Genomic DNA, 15,423 nt, shown 5'->3' with positions numbered 1-15,423 from the left:
GAATCCCGATCACGCGGATCCCGATCACGCGCCTCCCGGTTAACGTGCCTCCCTCCTCGGCGGTGGACGCCTCTCACGCGGAGCGGGCCCAAGACACCGGATCAACGGTGGCCGCCGGACCCCGTTGCCACACTTCGCCGCCGTACGGGCACGGAAAAGGTCCTCCGGGATCATCCCGGAGGACCTTTTCCGTGCTGTGCGGACGGAGGTACTCGAAACCCCAACCCTCTGATCCACAGGGGAGGCTCCGACATCCTCACTTCATATCGTTGACCAGGGGTCAGCCCGAAGCCCGAAAGTGCATCGGGTCGACGCGGGGCCACATGAAAAAGCAATCACGCTCCCGAGCCGTCCCGCGCCCCTGGCGCCAGGGTCAATGACCCAGACCGCCACCGAGGCCGCCGAGTTTGCCGAGAAGGTCCTGCGGGTTCACACCGAGCTTGGCCAGCTGATCCGCGTGCTGGTCGGTGTCGATCTGCGGAGGCAGGCTCTTGTCGGCCTGCTGCGCCAGCGCGTTGTCACCGCGGGACCGGAGGAGCTCAACGATTTTGGCCTTTTCGATTTGCATGACGATGCCTTTCTGAAGATCACGGACGTCTGAGGATCGCTGACAGCGGACGCCGGACCTTCTGACGGAAGGTGGCCACATTGCCCCCGGCCGACAGCGTTGTTTCCCCCTGTGGTGACGTGCCCCGGTTTGTATGCGACCACTCCGTTAGGCGTTTCCAGACTCCTTGAAAACCTGATCATCCCGCTTTGCAAATTCCTGGTCCGCGCCGCCGACGCCCTCCGCACCGCTCCAAAAGTGGTCGCGGGCCGATGAAGGGTGATCCTGTAAGGCGATGTCGCTGTACCGGCTGCCGTACGCCCTCCCTCATGAGCTGTGACGTGATCCCTCGCTCAGCGCTCATCACGTGGGACTTTCTCGTCCAGGCAACTCTGTGGCGCATGTTCCGCGCCGCGCTCAGGACCAGGCCGTCCGCTCCGGTGCTCAGACCGTACGCGGGCCGCACCCTCCTCCCGCCGACGCCGGAGATCAGCCTGCACTGCCGCGGAAAGCGACCTCCCGCTCAGTGGATGGCCGGTCGAGGGACAGAGCCGGCTGGGGTTGCCCGAGCCATAGCTTGTCGAGGCGTGCTCCGGTGCGTTGTTCCACCATGGCCATCACCTTGGTCTTGTACCTGGTCGGCGGCCTGTACCGGCCGATGCCACGGAGAATCGCCGCCTCCTCCCGCAAGGAGCCGGGGTCGATGCCATGCAGCCAGCCGGGGTCGAAATCGAGCATCTCGGCCAGCACCTTCCCTTGGGCGGCGTGACTGAGCATGCGCCTGCCGGTGAGGTTCCAGGACACATGCCATACGCGGGCGTTCTCGCTGAGCCGTTCCAGGGCTTCGGGATGTCCGGCGTGGCTGAAACCGTCCGCCTCGAAGAGCATCATCGCCTCCCCTGACCGGCCGAAGGAGACGACATCGGAGAAACCCGGTTCGAGTTCGCCGAGCTCGGGACGGCTGTCGCCGGTCAGGCGTGTCGCGGCCTCCCGCACGGAGAGTCTCCCCGAGACGGGCAGGATGACGGTCCAGGCCATCCCCTCCTCCAGCCATCCGGTCTCTTTGATCAGGCGCCTGTAGTGCGTCACCGCGTGCTGGAGATCCATGGGCTCATTGTCGGCCCGTCCGCATTCCCGGAACGACGGACCGAGCCGGTACGAAGGTTCCGTCAGAGATGCGCCCTCCGTGTGGCCTGCCGTGGCTGGTGACGCTCCTGTCTCGTCTGAGATCGTTCACGTGGTGACGTCGGCGCGTGGACGGTGCCGGCCGCGACCGGCCGAAGAGCTGTCGGCGTATCCGCGAACCGTCATCGAAGAAGGTCGACCGGCTGCGAGCGGGCGGCCACATCGACCACAGGATCCAGGCCAGGTGGAAAGCGTCGGCCGACACCGTTCCGTCGATCATCAACCGAAGCCTTACAAGCCCACGGACCTTGATGGTCTTGGCTGGTCGGAATCGTTCCCGCTGGATCCGGCTCACCACGGGCTGGGCCCCGTCCACCATCCGGAATCCAACATCCGGAATCCAATCAGGAGTCCTCGCGGTGCACGAGCAGCATGAACGTCCGGGTGTAGGACATCCCGTCGGTCGGCCGGGGCCAGCCGAGACCGGCCAGCACGCGTGAGGCCGTTTCGTGGTGGACACCGTCGACGCGGACCTCGGCGGTCTCGAACAGGCCGTCGGCGTCATGGCCGCCGCCGAAGAGCGCCTTGACGCCGATCAGGTTGTCGCGTTCGAACCCGCCGCTCAGGACGGGCGCCAAGTAGGGCAGGAGCACATTGTCCGCAGCCCAGGTCCGCCCGGCCTCGCGATCGGCCCCGGTGCCCCAGCCGATGATGCCGCCGTGGATGACGTGCCAGCCCGGGAACCCCTCGGGGTCGTCGGAGGAGAAGTGAGCGGCGAAGGCGCCGTTCTGTTCGAGTAGTTCGAGCACGGCGCTGCCGGTGGTGCCGAGCCAGGTACGGATCGCGCGGTCCACGGCCTCCTCCGTCGTGGTGCCGTACCCCGCGACGCAGTCGACGATCGTGGTGCTCTCAGGCCGGTCGACGTTGAGCACGAAGTCGAGGTCGAGGTGACCGGGATAGTCCGTGTGGTCCTTCCGGAGCGGCTGCGAGGCCCTACGACTGCCGGCCGGGCCGCTATCGGCAGGACTGGCTCGTGCCGCCACCGTCGATTCGCCGACGGAGACATGGTCTCGACGGCCGCCCCCAAAGCCGGGCGCGGCCACCTGCTCTTCGACGCCGTTGGCCTGTGCGCGTTGAGACCTTCGGCGGGAGAAGTCATGCGATCAGACATCGGCCTGGACGAGATGGCCGCTGAACTCTCCCGGCTCGCTGAACTCTCGACGGCTGTTCCTCTGCCGGAATCCGAGGTTGTGGCCCTTGAGGAAGTGATCGGCGCGCCGCTTCCCGACGAGTTCCGGTCGTTCCCGCTGCGATTCGGCCGGGGAGTCTCTCCCGGTCACCTGCTCGACCTGCGTTGGATCGTGGAAGAGACCCAACGGGAGCGCGGGTACTTCCAGGAGGAACCCGAGGTCGCCGCCTACCCGTGGGAGCCCTTCCCGGTGACCCGGGATACGGAGCAGACCCCACCCTGTGGATGGACAAGCCCTCGCCCGGGACCATGTTCCTGTGCGGCCATGGACGCTCGTGGATCAGCATGCTCGCCATGAACGGTGAGTACGCCGGCGCCGTCTGGTTCACCGAGATGGGGTGGGTGAAGGACATGTACTGGTGGCCGTCGGCCCCCTGGCGGGGTGTCGAACCGTCGGGCTGTCTGCACGGGGGCTGGAGCGAACCGGTGCCGTTCCTGGACTGGTACATGCGCTGGACACGGCGGATCGTCAACCGGCATCGGCACTCGCGACAGCCCGACGTGCCTTGATCGCAGAGGCGCTCGTTCTTCCTCGCGCAGGCGAACTCCCGCGCCTTGGTCCACTCCGTACCACCCGATTCGCGGGCAAGGGCAGATGCCTCGTTCTCGTGTCGCGGCTCTGCCGTGGCAGCGCTTGTACTTCTTTCCCGAGCCACACGAGCAGGGCGCGTTGTTTTGAAGATCACCCAGGGTGTCACGGTGGGCGACCCGGACAGGGATGAGCGAGGCGAACCGATCGGCCGGGAAGCGACGTCTATGAACCATGAGACTTTCCACGTCGATCGGTCTCGGCCTCGCGGCGGCCGGGGTGTGCGCGGCCGTGTTCCTCTCGGGAGCGGTCGGCGAGTCACCGCCCGTACCGGCTACCTGCCCGCAACGCTGGGACAGCGACGACATCGGCGGCTGGGTGCCGGCCGCCGCCGACATCGACGGTGTGGAGAAGTCGCTCGTCCCCGGCTCGCCGGTGAAGGCTCTCATCTGCGCCTACCCCGGGGACAACACGCGTCCGGGTGGTGAGCGGCTGGCCGGTTCGCGGACGCTGACGGACCAGGCGGCGGCGATGGCCCGTGACCTCGCCTACCTCCCGGTGGCCGACGCCGACGTGGGCCACGGATGCACACTGATGGGGGGACCGATGACCAACTACCTCATCCGGTTCGCCTACCCCGACGGCCGCGCCCTGTGGGTGGGCGGCGCCGAGGAGGTCAACCGCTGCGGGAGGATCACCAACGGCACCGCCAGCAGCAACTCGTACGTCGGGCCCGCCATCACCACCGCCTACGAGGACGGCATCTGGCGGCCCGTACCACCGGAGGACCCCTGCCGGGGCCCCGGCGACCGCCGAGGCCAGGACGAGCTGATGGTTCCCGGACGCCCCGGCCGCCTCACCGTGTGCAGGGACGCCACGTACGTGAGGCCGCCCTACCGCAAACGGCACAACAGGGACATCGCCCGCGCGCTGGCCGCGATGCTGAACTCCCTGGACACCGTGCCGAGCGAGAACACCTGCCAAGGGCTCGGAGGCGCCCCTCAACGCGGCATCCGGCTCATATTCGACTATCCACAAGGACCCGCCGCCGCGGTGAACATCTCGATGAACTGCGCCCCCGCCGTCAACAACGGCCTGCTCCAGGCCGACCTGGACGACCCCGTCCGCGACCAGATCCTCCGCCTCGCTCCACCATGACAACGGAACGAACAAATCAGAATGATCTTGAGCATCTAGAGGCTGTCATGACGGCCTTCCTAGTGCTTCACAGGTTGTCGCTGAACGGGCCGCCGTGGTCGCGGGTCAAGCCGACGAACACCAGGGCCAGAACGTCAGCCGATCGAACCAGCCCGTGCACAGGTAGTCGAGCCACTCGAAGCGGGGTGCTCCCGAAGGACAGTGGTGGTTGCTGAATTGGGCGCTTCAGCGTGGTCTCGTAGTCGACGTGACCGTTAGATGACCGTCCTGGCAGTACGCAATGCGGCTGGAGGTCATCTCCGGCCGGGTCGGCGCCGGTTCAGGCACCGGCCTCAAGCACGGCGAGGTCGCGCACCGCGTAACGGTGATGCTCGGCCTCCTCCTTCAGCACCACCTTGAGGCAGCGGCGCACGACGTACTCCTGGTCGGGATACGGGTCCGCCGGCTTGCGACCGCACACCCGATCGAGCTCGGCCTCGGTGAGCCCGTCGACGACACGCCGCATCGTGGCCATGCGGGCGAGCCGCGGCGCGAGCACCTCGTCGAGCGTCGGGGTGGCTTCGAGGGTGAAACCGAGCTTCGCCGTCGCGTCGGGCGGCATCCCGCCGTGAGGGAAGCCCAGCGGATGGTACGGCGCCTCCTCCTCCAGCACGGCATTGCCGAGCCAGGCATCACCGGCCATCAGCAGGTGCCGTTGGGTCTCGACGAACGACCACTCACCGTTGACCTGCTCGTACAGCTTGGCCTCGGGCAGGAGCCTGGCGCGGTCGAGCGTCGCCTCCCATTGCGTCTCGATGGCATCCCAAGCAGCCCGGTAGTCGTCGGGGGACGCGGCCTCACGCGCCAGCACCCGCGTGGGGTGGCGCCGGTCGAGCTCGGCCTCGACGTAGGCGGTCACGTCGACGTCGTTGACGACGAGACGCTCGAAGGCGCCACCGAGGTAGACGTCGCCCCCATAGCAGTCGACGATCTTCAGGCCGCTGACCTCGCAATCGCGGATCTCAAGACCGGCAAGGTCGCACAGGTGGATGCGGGCACCACGGAACTGGTCACTTTGGGCGTACTCAACAGCCATCGAGGCATTCTTCCGCATCCGTCCCGCCCGCACCACCTTTGGCGACCCAGTTTCGGGGCCAACTGTGTGGAACGTGAACCGCGCCGGGTTCCGTGGAGACTTGGCTACTTGGTTTCTGCCGCGGTGAGTGCGGCTTGTCGGTGACGGTAATGGGTCGCTTCGTACTCTGCGGGCGGGATGTTGCCGCAGGCGGTGTGAGGGCGGCGGTGGTTGAGCCGGTCGAGGTGTTCCGGTGTCGCCAGCTCGACGTCGTCCATGTTCTTCCAGGGGCCGTGGCGGCGGATCAGCTCGGCTTTGAACAGGCCGTTGAAGGATTCGGCCAGGAGGTTGTCGCAGGAGTCGCCTCGGCTGCCCACGGCAGCGACCACGCCGGTGTCGGCCAGGCGCTCGCTGTAGCGGATCGACAGGTATCGCACCTACGAGAAGTGCCTCGTGGGTCACGACGAGATCGCCACGCGCCGGATCGGTGACGTTCCGCGCCCCGGACCGCGGGAACCCATCGGGAAAGACCAGCCGGAGACAGCCGACGACAGCCGGACACGGCCGAACATCCACACCTGATCCAGAACACGAAAAAGCCCAGGTCATCGTGATGATGGCCTGGGCCTTCGCACTGTGCGGCCGGAGGTACTCGAAACCCCAACCTTCTGATCCGTAGGGAAAGGCAGATGCCTCGTCAGCGGCGTCTCGCCCTGCTCAGGTGGTGGTTGTGGGTCGGTGGAGGGCGATCCTGTAAGGCGGTGTTGCTGTATCGACTGCTGTACAGCATTCCTCATTCCTCGTGAGGCGCGATGTGGCCTTTCGCCGAATCGGCGTCGAGCGATTCCCTCAAGATCGGCTCTGAGCCAAGATGATCCGAGCACCATGACGTGGGAGGGCGCATGATCGTGTTCACGTGTGCGGGCTGTGACGCCTCGTTGACCTTGCCTATGTCGCAGGTCACGCTCCCCGCCCACGCCCATCGGAAGTACGGCCACGAACTACTTCCCGTGCTCATGGAGCCTGGGACCTACGCGGTGGACCCGGAACCCTCCGGGCCGCCGTGGCGGCGGTGGGAGGAGATCGGCGCGGAAGAGGCAGAGGCCCGCGGTGTGTACGCGCCGGTCTTCGCCCTGTCGTACGGGCCGCCGGGAGCGGTCGCGGTCGCGCTGGGCGACGTCCGCGGAACCGTTCTGATTCCGGAACGATGCGACGGCCTCTGCTGCGGTCTGGACAGCAGAAATGGCCCCAACTTGGCGTGCGCGCAGTGCAATCATGCCGTGGCCACCCTCATCGACGACTGCGGGTACTGGCAGGTGGTGTGGCTGGACCCGCGCGCCGTACGTCTGCTCGACGTCGACGCGCCCGCCCACCGAGTGCTCAGCTGGGAGGAACTGCGAGAGCAGCCGGAGAGACCGCCGGTTGACCCGATCGGGGCCTGGAGCCCGGTGTGGGAGGCGACGGTCTCGGTGGCACTGGCCCACCTGCTGACCGCGTCGGGCGGTGCACGGGTCGTGGTTCCCAACGGCCCTGTCGCCGACGCGTTCCGTCCGGCGCTCGATGTCCTGCTCCCGGCCGAGCCTCCGACGAGGAGCCTGGCTATGGCCGGGCCTGGCCTACCCGCCACGGTCACGGACATCGCCTTGGTTCCAAGGCACCCGCAGACCGGGGAGACATGGTCGTCCAGCACGGAGGCAGCGGTGCCGCTGGATGCCGATGTGTGGACGTACATGGCCTTCAGCCGCAATCGGCGGCTCCGCCCCGCGTCGGGCGGGCTACCCGACGGCGTCTACCGCGATGACCCTCCACCGCCACTGCCGTTCGGCCCGTTCCGGCTCGACCGGGAAATGTTCCTGGACGCGCTGGCACGACTGCCGGAGGTTCGTCAGCCATGGCTGCGAGCGGTTTACGACGACGTGCAGGACCGCCGAACCAACCTCCCGTTCTGGTGGTAGGAAACCCTGCTCCTGGCCGGCGTCCCGGTCCACGTCGTCGCCGCTCGACTCGGCCATGCCGATCCGTCCGTCCATCACGCTCCGCGTCTACGCTCACGTGATCCGAGCGGCGGAAGCCTCCGCGGCCGACGTCTTCGCGGATGCCGTCGGCGAGTAGGGAGACGCCCTGTTAGCAAGGGTGTTGGCAAGAAGCCCCAACGATCAAGGAACCAAAAGGTGGATTTGCCCCGGTTCAGTAGACACATCAGGACCTTCTGCACAGCGCCAATGACAGGAGTGGCCGAACTCCAGGAGTGAATAAGCGTAAGGGCTTGCGGCTGGGTGTACCGTCACTCCATCGTCGGCGCCTGGGAGGTGATCATGCTGGCCGACCACGAATCTGACTGGCAGCTTTGGGCTGCTTGCGGAGACGGTCCTCCACCTGGCTGGGATAGTGGGGACTCTTCTCCGCTTTTACCCGAAATGGCGCCTCTCACGATTTGGTTCTCGTCCGAGACTGACTACAGAGAGCGATGGGCGGGCTGGGCCCAAGGCAGTCTCAGGCTCGAGACGAAGATCATGTTCGAAGGCCTTAAGGACGTTGATGTTACGTCCATCCTCACGGCGCTTGTCAAAACAGATCCCGGATCAAGTAAAACCGAAAGATTTCTAGCCGCTTTTAGGTCGGGAGAGATTCGAGACCCAGTTGCTCTTTGCCAGCTCTATGGTCACGCAATTCGGCGTGGCCTAATCAGGCGCAGCGGAAAGGCGAAAAATTCCGAAGGCGTCGTTCGCCGAGTTGGCAAACGACGCAAAATTCCTCAGTGGCTGGTCGATCTCATCATCGAAGTCGCATCACGCGTCCTTCCGATCCCGGTCCTGATTGGTATCCGTAAAGCTGTCCAGAAGTCACAAGCCATAGCCTTCTCCGGTCACGCTTCCGAGCTGTCAGATGCTACGCCACTGTTCGGGAAGCTAGCCGTTGTCTGCGCTCAACACACCAGCTCCCGATAATCCCGTACAGCTGCTCACTATCTAGACTGACCTGCGGCGTACGTGTATGCCCTCAGGCGGTCTTAGTCGAGTTCGCCTGCGGGTGGAAATGAGCCTCCCGCTCAATATTTCGGGAGCACTAAGGTGCGAGAAATTCTTTCCATGGTTCTGAACATCGCTGGAACCACGTATGTAGCCATCGCCCTGGCTTGCGTTATCGCGCTAGCCGCAGTCGCTATTGTCTCGATGGCACTGATTGCCGTTTTCAGCAGCGATGAGGCCCGGGGAAAACGCGCTATGCAGATCTTCCGCGCATTGCTGTCCTTCTTTAGGCGGTCGAAGTGAGTGGGAGGCGTGGGCGGCCCCCGCTCTGCCCAGGGGATGTCCGTGAGCGGGTCGTTCGCATGCGCATGGCTGGAATGGGAACGCCCAGCATTGCAAGGGTACTCAACGAGCAGGGCATCCAGACCCCGCTGGGACGAAGCCGCTGGACATCCATGCACGTCTGGCGACTTCTCAAGACACGTGCCTCCATCGAACTGATCGACAAGTTGCATGGCACGGCCTGATGAACGTAGGCCCAGCCAGGTCAGGGGTATAGGTCGTTGACGCCGGAGGGCGTCGCCAGGCACAGACGCCTTTTGTCTGACTGATAACCGTATGAAATAGGGCCTTGGCGCGACACCTAGGCCCTATTTCATTTCTCAAGAAGTACGCCACGGTCTTGCGCAGAATATTGGGCGATGTTCTCAGAAGCGACGAGACGCACAGGCTATGTCTGGTAGATCGCGGCCAGCAAGCGGATCGCACAGATTTGATTCGCGGAACCCGCGCGCCGCGAGGCCCTCATATCCGCACTATTGATAGATAGGTCAGCCACCTACCCAACTAGGTATGTATTGTATCGATGGATTGACTGTCGGCAGGCTGTGGTTTAGTTCGGAAGTGATTTCAAACGAGACTCTGTCGTACGCCTCGGTCAGCATCACCCCGCGTCCGCCACGAGTCATCATCGTGGTCGACGGTGATAAGTTAGCGACCACAGATGCGGGCCACCTCAGATGTCTTCGCTTCGATCGAAGACACCAACGAAAATGTATTTCCGCTGGTCAGTCTTAGATGAGCTTGCTCCGCTTGACGGACACCGCTGTTGTGGCGATTAGGCTGCGCCTGCGGCCTCGAACTCGGCGGGACTACGGTAGTCAAGACTGCTGTGCAGACGGTGCAGGTTGTACCAGCTCTCGATGTATTCGAAGATCGCGCTGTGGGCGGCGGCCCGGGTCGGCCAGCGGTGTTCGTCGAGCAGGTCGCCTTTGATCGTGGCGAAGAACGACTCGGCCACCGCGTTGTCCCAGCATTGGCCCCGGCGGCCGACCGACAGCCGGATACCGAGCCGGTCGGCGAGCTGGGCGTAGGCGGTACTGACGTATTGGCAACCGCGATCGGAGTGAAGAATTACCGGCCCGTGCGGGCGGCGGTCGCGCCACGCGTGCTGCAAGGCGTCGGCGACCAGCTGGGTGCGCAGGTGGTCAGCGGTGGCCCAGCCGATCACCCGGCGGGAGGCGATGTCGATGACCGTGGCCAGATACAGCCAGCCCTCATTCGTGGCGATATACGTGATGTCGCCGCACCAGCGAGCGCTGATCCCGTCAGGGCCGGGCTGGAAATGGCGGCCGATCAGGTCAGGCCTGCCGCCGACATCCGGGGCGGGGATCGTGGTGATCTGTCGGCGCCACCGATGCCTGCCCTGTTGAACCGCGCCGGGATTGCTGGAGGCTTTGATGTCCCCTGTGACTGTTTCTCGGTCTCGTGTGCTCTTATCGTGCCCTTCCATGATCAACCGACTTATCCGGTGGCAAGCCGACCCGGAGCGCAGGGCCGTCAGGCCCGAGCACCGGAAGCGGCGCGGCAGTCGACTACCCCAGCCTCTCCGCCGGGGGCTCGATTGAGCGCTCGATACCACGAATTCCACAGGCCAAGAACCGAAATCGATCTCTCTAGATCAGATGTGTTCTACTTATCCTTCGCCATGCGAAGGAAATGCGACTCATCTAGTCCGACGCGACTTGCGGCAAACCCCAAGTCGTGAAGCTTTCGGTGGGCGTGCTGAAAGCGGAGTTCTGCTACCCAAATAAATGCTTTATGATTCTTATCGTAGAAGACGAAGTGGTCTCGTCCCTTTACGGCTCGTCGCTGCGCAGTGACGACCTGACCGGCGCCACCGAAAAATGTGTATCGAGCGATGTCGTAGTGATTATTAGGCGAAAAAGCCAGATAGAGACGCTTGCCTTCAGGGCTTAGGGCGACCAGATTATACCGTTTTGTAGATTCGACTGACTTGAGAGGAACAAAGGGAAAAGCCCGTCCAGCCCCAACTCTGACACTGTCACACAGAGGCATCGCGCACAACAAATAGGAATATTCACTGCCATCTCTAATCTTAACGATCGTCCCTTCCGAAAGCACTGGCGTACGGTTATGTGGGAAAGGTGAAGGATCGTTACGGGCGAGACAGGTCAGTCTGGCGAAATCATAATCGAGTTCTTCAGCTATTGATCCAGTTGTTGCAAGGATGCTTGTTATGCTTGGTTTTAGATCGCTTCCGAGATCGAAAATATCCCCAGATTTTTTGAGGTTGCTGACACGGAAACTTCTATCTGGCCCCGAATCAAGTAGAGCGCTTGTCAGATCTTCCTTACTGACGAATCGTACCTTTGTAGGCTTCGAGGTGACATCGACCTGATCCGGCAGGTTGCTATCTGCCCACATGCGAACGGCAGTTGATTCGGCCCACCGCCTAACATCCGCACCATCTAGTACGGACTTGATTTCGTCAGCGACGAGTCTTACTAACAACTCCTCGCTCTCTGGTCCGCCTTCGAAGAATCGATGCGAAAGAAACGCGGGATCTAGGCGGGGTTCGAACCGCGTTAGAAGTCGATGAGCACCCTGTCTGATCGCAGCTAGCGAAGCTACTGCAACATTGCTTACCAAGCCTGCAGTCAGCCGGCTGAACTCTTTTACCAAGGTATTCGGCAGGTCATAGACTTCCACTGCCGTTGTACTCATGGCTGATCCGGCCCCACCAGCCTTGGCATAGATGACGACACGCATATAGCCGCAATCAAGCCATCGCATTGGGTCATCAACATCGGAATGCTGCTTCACCTTGGAGTCAAGTGCCTGCTTTAGCGCATCGTAGACGCCATTTAGATCGGGCTCGCTAGTATAGATACAAACAAGGCGGAGCCTGCTTCTACCCTTCTCATCATCCTTCACGACATCAGCTAGAAGCCGTAGAGCAGCTTGGCCACGGGGCTCATCGTTGAGCTGCCAATCCAGGACAAGAACGTCAGCCCGCTGAGCCGCTTTAACCAATCTCTTGTCGAGGGTTCCATCGTGCTGTTCCTCGCGCGTTGGGCGCAGCACGGCGCAAGTTAGGCCTAGGTCCGCACTCGCATCTGTGAGAGCTCCAACGTCCAGTGACGCGCCGCTGCCTATCTCGACCGACTCTTGCACCTCGCTCGGATCTTCGTCGAGAGCACCGCTCTCCGGAGCTACGAGGGGAGCTATCTCGTCGCCACCCCCATACGTCGCGCGGTCATCTACGACCACAATCGTGTGAAGGAACTCCTGAGCAGCACGGATACAGAGATCATCATAGCTCTCGGCGGACTCAACGTGGTGTCGATGAGAGGCAACCGTCTCCGTCACTTCAACGATCTCCCATCCGGGTTCTGGTATAGCCCCGACTGGATGATTATAGACAGCCGATCCCGATTGTAGGAGAGAGTTCGGAAATCAGCTATTCGAGAGCGGGCTCGTCTGCGATCTCTTCGTCATCTGACTCTGAAATCTCGCTCGCGGTAGGTTCGCGTAGGACGAAGCATGCTCCTCCAAGGCGAGATGTGGATAGCTCAAGACCCCAACCCTCTTTACGAAGAACATCTCTGCTGATATGCAGGCCCATACCTCGGCCGTTGGGCTTGCGTGAGAATCCCAGTTCGAATATTCGCTGCTGGTCCCTCGTTGGGATTCCAGGCCCGTTGTCCTCGACGGACCAAGACCCATTCGCGTGATCCAATACGATCTGACGCGGCGGCGATTGGCGAGACAACCAGAATATGGCGTTGTCAACTAGATTAACGAAAACGGGATACAAAGTGGAGGGGTATGCCCTCACTCGGGCCTTTCTGAATGCCACTGTTGCATCAAGTGAGATGTTTTCACTCAAAAGACGTTCTTGAAACAGGTCGCGGACGAAATTCTCTACATCGCCGCCACTCATTATGGTGTCCCGCCTATAAAGGCGCTTGTTGAGAGGAGTGAACAGCCTCAAATAGGCGTCAAGATGTTCGAAGCTTGCACGGAGGTCGGAATACACTGAACGTAGGCTTTTGTTGGCGTCAGCCCACGCTCTAAGCCGGCGAAGATTTCCCCGCACAGCCCGAATACTGGAAGAAAACTCGTGATTGATGACCTGAAGAGCCAAACCCAGTTGTGCGAGTTCGAGGTCTTCATCCGCACGGTCGCGCAAAGAGAATACTTCCTGCTCTAGGCTACCGATAACATCTACGATGTCGGCCTGTCCCAAGGATGGCCCCTGTTCCATGATCAGGGACAGCTTATCCGACAAAGCCTGCAGTAAGCGGAGCTGCTCATTGACGCTTTGATCAAGCTGGTCTTCAAGGCTCGCTCGGAGGTCTATTATTCTTTGATCATCAAGATCATCGGTATTTGTCGATGCCAAGACGACAAATACTTTTTCTATCTCTCTGTCCAGAGAAAGCTTGGCGCCGGTGGTTTGAGCTTCTACTTGTGTCCTCAGGTGCTCGAACTTTTGACTCACCTCGGAGCCATGCTGATTTATAGAGGATTGAGCATGTTCCGATCGTTCTTTGATGCCTGCTTCGAGCCGTCGTCGCCGGTTGAGGGCGGTACCCATCCGCTGAGCAGCGGTAGCGCTGCGTCGAGCGATTTCCAATCGCGTGCTAGTAAGGAGTTCATGCTCCAGGGCCTCAAATTCGCGCTGGTAGGCCTCCCAGTCCAGCGCGGCTCCCTTCGAAAGAGCTAGCCCCCTTGGGCGTGTCACCCGGTAATTGACGCGCAAATCCGAAAGTGCGCGTTGCGCAGCGTTTTCTGCGGCAATGACCTTTTCTGAAGCTCTGCTCAGATCTGAATCAGACGTCGCGTCAGCTAGCGCTGACTCAAGTCGACTTAGAATCTGTCCGATCTCGTGTTCAGGCCTGCCCTGGTCGAGCTTCTGCTCGGCAGCCGAAAGCGTACGACGGAATTCAGCGCGTCGTTGCTTCGACAATTGATCGTGGCGTTTCCTGGCAGCAGCCTCACGCTCGAGCTCGACTTTTATCGTGCGCCAAGTGTCATCTGGGCTGTCTTCACGAAAGAAATCCCTTGCAGTCTGAACAAGAAAGTTTTGGAGTATATCCCTCAACTCGCGATAAGCGGCGTTGGCTCGAAAGCCTTCCCGGCCTGCCTTTTCCTGAAGCTGATTATTGATCTTGCTATCGATGCTGATGACGCCAAACATCCGCCGATAAGACCAAAAGTAATCGGAGGCGCTCTTACTGCGCTCTCTTTCGATATCTAGCCAGTCGAAATCATGTTTTCCGTATGGAAGTACGCGGACTCGGTCTCTGTATACGTAGAGGCCGCCTACTCGGCTCAGCTTGCGTAGAGTCAGATTAAATTCTTCAGGGCTGAGACGTGTGGCCCTCTTCTCGCCCTGAATGTATGCGAGTCGCAGACTGAATGGCCCGCATTGTGTTTCGTTGCCTCGAACATTTGGCCAGGAAACTATATGGCTTTGGGCGGGCTCACGATAGACCGACACCGTACCGCTGAACTGACCGAATTTATCGAAGGATCCGACAATCTGATGATCGGCGATTTCAAAGTCTTCAGGGGTGAAGAACTCGGAATCTCCGATCATGTCGATTGCTATCTCGCTTGATCTATGATCATAAAAACGTGCGAGCATGGGGGGTGGGGGATTTCCTGGCAGCAAAGTTTCGCTGAAACCAACCAGCATCTGAAGCAGCGGCGGAGGTGAAAGTTCATCCTTCGGATTTTGACTAATGTCATGAGCGAGCATCTCATCTGTCGGTGTAATCCAGAAGTGAGTACCTGGACCCGAAGTAAGCGATGGCCCCTGCAGTCGTCTATAAATCTTGCCCGGGTCAATTTCCAGCAATGAGGTGCACTGTGCCGCCACAGTGTCGTAGATCGACTTGGGAATCTTCTTTCGGACTCTTTCGAGATTGGCTCGCAATTCGCCGACGAGCTGCTCTATGTTCTGGCTTTTAGGTGAGGTATCGGCCGGGATTGTCACCATCGGAATGGTGACTTCATCCAAGTCAATGCCGGGGGCAGTGAACATCGTCCAGTTGACTAGTGCGATCAAAATTCGATGTTCTTTTGCGCTACGGGAAAGTACGACCACCTGTGGGCCAATTGCGGCGACGGCTAGGCGCCCGATTCCCTTCTCTCCTAGGACTGGTCGCTGCGGCTTTCCTGGAGGAGGCGGCATGCCGCCTGACATCTTGCTCTCGGTTCCGACGGTCAACCATTTCTCAATGAATTCGCCCACCGTCATCCCGTATCCGTCGTCTCGTATTACGAGCAAACGGTCGTGCCGGAAATAGTCGCCGATCACATTCTCAGCATACGCATCATGCGCATTCTTGAAGAGCTCATTGATGGCAGTGGGAATGCCAGCGATCTGCTGTCGCCCCAGCATGTCGACCGCTCGCGCCCGAGCTCGGAAAGTTGCCATCTAATCTTCCCACCGCCTCATAGATTACGTTATCGGTTAAC

General features: G+C 61.4%; 14 protein-coding genes and 1 pseudogene. 6 read left to right on the top strand and 9 right to left on the bottom strand.

The window, feature by feature from the left end:
• Positions 1-376 precede the first annotated feature (376 nt).
• Complete coding sequence (locus tag ACSC1Q_RS09735; RefSeq protein ID WP_436758320.1) at positions 377-601, top strand: hypothetical protein; 225 nt, start codon at positions 377-379, stop codon at positions 599-601.
• Positions 602-1,036: 435 nt separating this feature from the next.
• Here the strand turns inward: ACSC1Q_RS09735 and ACSC1Q_RS09730 are convergent, their stop codons facing one another.
• From ACSC1Q_RS09730 to ACSC1Q_RS09720, 3 genes are all read right to left on the bottom strand, one after another.
• Positions 1,037-1,654 (bottom strand): hypothetical protein, encoded by a 618-nt coding sequence (locus ACSC1Q_RS09730; RefSeq protein WP_436758319.1) that lies wholly within the window; start codon positions 1,652-1,654, stop codon positions 1,037-1,039.
• 422 nt (positions 1,655-2,076) lie between these two features.
• A complete protein-coding gene (locus ACSC1Q_RS09725; RefSeq protein ID WP_436758318.1) occupies positions 2,077-2,715 on the bottom strand; it encodes a DUF6348 family protein in 639 nt (212 codons plus the stop codon).
• 120 nt (positions 2,716-2,835) lie between these two features.
• Entirely contained in the window at positions 2,836-3,012 is a 177-nt protein-coding gene (locus ACSC1Q_RS09720) for a hypothetical protein (protein ID WP_436758317.1), read from the bottom strand.
• Positions 3,013-3,146: 134 nt separating this feature from the next.
• Between ACSC1Q_RS09720 and ACSC1Q_RS09715 the strand changes: the two genes are divergently transcribed.
• Positions 3,147-3,431: a hypothetical protein gene (locus ACSC1Q_RS09715; RefSeq protein ID WP_436758371.1), complete on the top strand. Its 285-nt coding sequence runs from the start codon at positions 3,147-3,149 to the stop codon at positions 3,429-3,431.
• Between the two features lie 96 nt (positions 3,432-3,527).
• On the opposite strand, the pseudogene ACSC1Q_RS09710 reads toward ACSC1Q_RS09715, so the two are convergent.
• Positions 3,528-3,617: pseudogene (locus ACSC1Q_RS09710) on the bottom strand (SEC-C metal-binding domain-containing protein); the annotation flags it as partial.
• Positions 3,618-3,684: 67 nt separating this feature from the next.
• Between ACSC1Q_RS09710 and ACSC1Q_RS09705 the strand changes: the two are divergent.
• Positions 3,685-4,608, top strand: a complete 924-nt coding sequence (locus ACSC1Q_RS09705) for a hypothetical protein (RefSeq protein WP_436758316.1) — start codon at positions 3,685-3,687, stop codon at positions 4,606-4,608.
• A 319-nt stretch (positions 4,609-4,927) separates the two neighbouring features.
• Here ACSC1Q_RS09705 and ACSC1Q_RS09700 read toward each other — a convergent pair whose 3' ends face one another.
• Complete coding sequence (locus tag ACSC1Q_RS09700; protein WP_436758315.1) at positions 4,928-5,683, bottom strand: DinB family protein; 756 nt, start codon at positions 5,681-5,683, stop codon at positions 4,928-4,930.
• A gap of 104 nt (positions 5,684-5,787) precedes the next feature.
• The gene (locus tag ACSC1Q_RS09695; RefSeq protein ID WP_436758314.1) at positions 5,788-6,099 is read right to left on the bottom strand and encodes an integrase core domain-containing protein; all 312 of its coding nucleotides are present in this window, start codon (positions 6,097-6,099) and stop codon (positions 5,788-5,790) included.
• A gap of 465 nt (positions 6,100-6,564) precedes the next feature.
• On the opposite strand from ACSC1Q_RS09695, the gene ACSC1Q_RS09690 reads away from it, so the two are divergent.
• From ACSC1Q_RS09690 to ACSC1Q_RS09680, 3 genes are all read left to right on the top strand, one after another.
• Positions 6,565-7,617: a hypothetical protein gene (locus ACSC1Q_RS09690; protein ID WP_436758313.1), complete on the top strand. Its 1,053-nt coding sequence runs from the start codon at positions 6,565-6,567 to the stop codon at positions 7,615-7,617.
• Between the two features lie 1,134 nt (positions 7,618-8,751).
• Positions 8,752-8,934: a hypothetical protein gene (locus tag ACSC1Q_RS09685; protein ID WP_436758312.1), complete on the top strand. Its 183-nt coding sequence runs from the start codon at positions 8,752-8,754 to the stop codon at positions 8,932-8,934.
• Entirely contained in the window at positions 8,931-9,158 is a 228-nt protein-coding gene (locus ACSC1Q_RS09680) for a recombinase family protein (RefSeq protein WP_436758311.1), read from the top strand. Before ACSC1Q_RS09685 ends, ACSC1Q_RS09680 begins: the two co-directional genes overlap by 4 nt.
• A 590-nt stretch (positions 9,159-9,748) precedes the next feature.
• On the opposite strand, the gene ACSC1Q_RS09675 is transcribed toward ACSC1Q_RS09680, so the two are convergent.
• The 3 genes from ACSC1Q_RS09675 to ACSC1Q_RS09665 all read right to left on the bottom strand — a co-directional run bounded on the left by ACSC1Q_RS09675 (position 9,749) and on the right by ACSC1Q_RS09665 (position 15,382).
• Entirely contained in the window at positions 9,749-10,423 is a 675-nt protein-coding gene (locus ACSC1Q_RS09675) for an IS3 family transposase (RefSeq protein ID WP_436758310.1), read from the bottom strand.
• A 179-nt stretch (positions 10,424-10,602) separates the two neighbouring features.
• Positions 10,603-12,303, bottom strand: coding sequence for a response regulator receiver domain (locus ACSC1Q_RS09670; RefSeq protein WP_436758309.1), 1,701 nt, complete (start codon positions 12,301-12,303; stop codon positions 10,603-10,605).
• Between the two features lie 91 nt (positions 12,304-12,394).
• Positions 12,395-15,382 carry an ATP-binding protein gene (locus tag ACSC1Q_RS09665; RefSeq protein WP_436758308.1) on the bottom strand — a complete coding sequence of 996 codons (2,988 nt, stop codon included), beginning with the start codon at positions 15,380-15,382 and terminating at the stop codon, positions 12,395-12,397.
• Between the last annotated feature and the right edge of the window lie 41 nt (positions 15,383-15,423).

The organism is Streptosporangium heterodermiicola (assembly GCF_051390675.1).
Taxonomy (GTDB): domain Bacteria; phylum Actinomycetota; class Actinomycetes; order Streptosporangiales; family Streptosporangiaceae; genus Streptosporangium.
This window is presented reverse-complemented; position numbering and strand designations above follow the sequence as displayed.

Bases quoted from the DNA above. Each gene is read 5' to 3' on its own strand.
- ACSC1Q_RS09700 (WP_436758315.1), bottom strand. From the start codon at position 5,683: ATGGCTGTTGAGTACGCCCAAAGTGACCAGTTCCGTGGTGCCCGCATC.
- ACSC1Q_RS09690 (WP_436758313.1), top strand. From the start codon at position 6,565: ATGATCGTGTTCACGTGTGCGGGCTGTGACGCCTCGTTGACCTTGCCT.
- ACSC1Q_RS09730 (WP_436758319.1), bottom strand. From the start codon at position 1,654: ATGGATCTCCAGCACGCGGTGACGCACTACAGGCGCCTGATCAAAGAG.
- ACSC1Q_RS09715 (WP_436758371.1), top strand. From the start codon at position 3,147: ATGGACAAGCCCTCGCCCGGGACCATGTTCCTGTGCGGCCATGGACGC.
- ACSC1Q_RS09675 (WP_436758310.1), bottom strand. From the start codon at position 10,423: ATGGAAGGGCACGATAAGAGCACACGAGACCGAGAAACAGTCACAGGG.
- ACSC1Q_RS09685 (WP_436758312.1), top strand. From the start codon at position 8,752: ATGGTTCTGAACATCGCTGGAACCACGTATGTAGCCATCGCCCTGGCT.
- ACSC1Q_RS09705 (WP_436758316.1), top strand. From the start codon at position 3,685: ATGAGACTTTCCACGTCGATCGGTCTCGGCCTCGCGGCGGCCGGGGTG.
- ACSC1Q_RS09735 (WP_436758320.1), top strand. From the start codon at position 377: ATGACCCAGACCGCCACCGAGGCCGCCGAGTTTGCCGAGAAGGTCCTG.
- ACSC1Q_RS09665 (WP_436758308.1), bottom strand. From the start codon at position 15,382: ATGGCAACTTTCCGAGCTCGGGCGCGAGCGGTCGACATGCTGGGGCGA.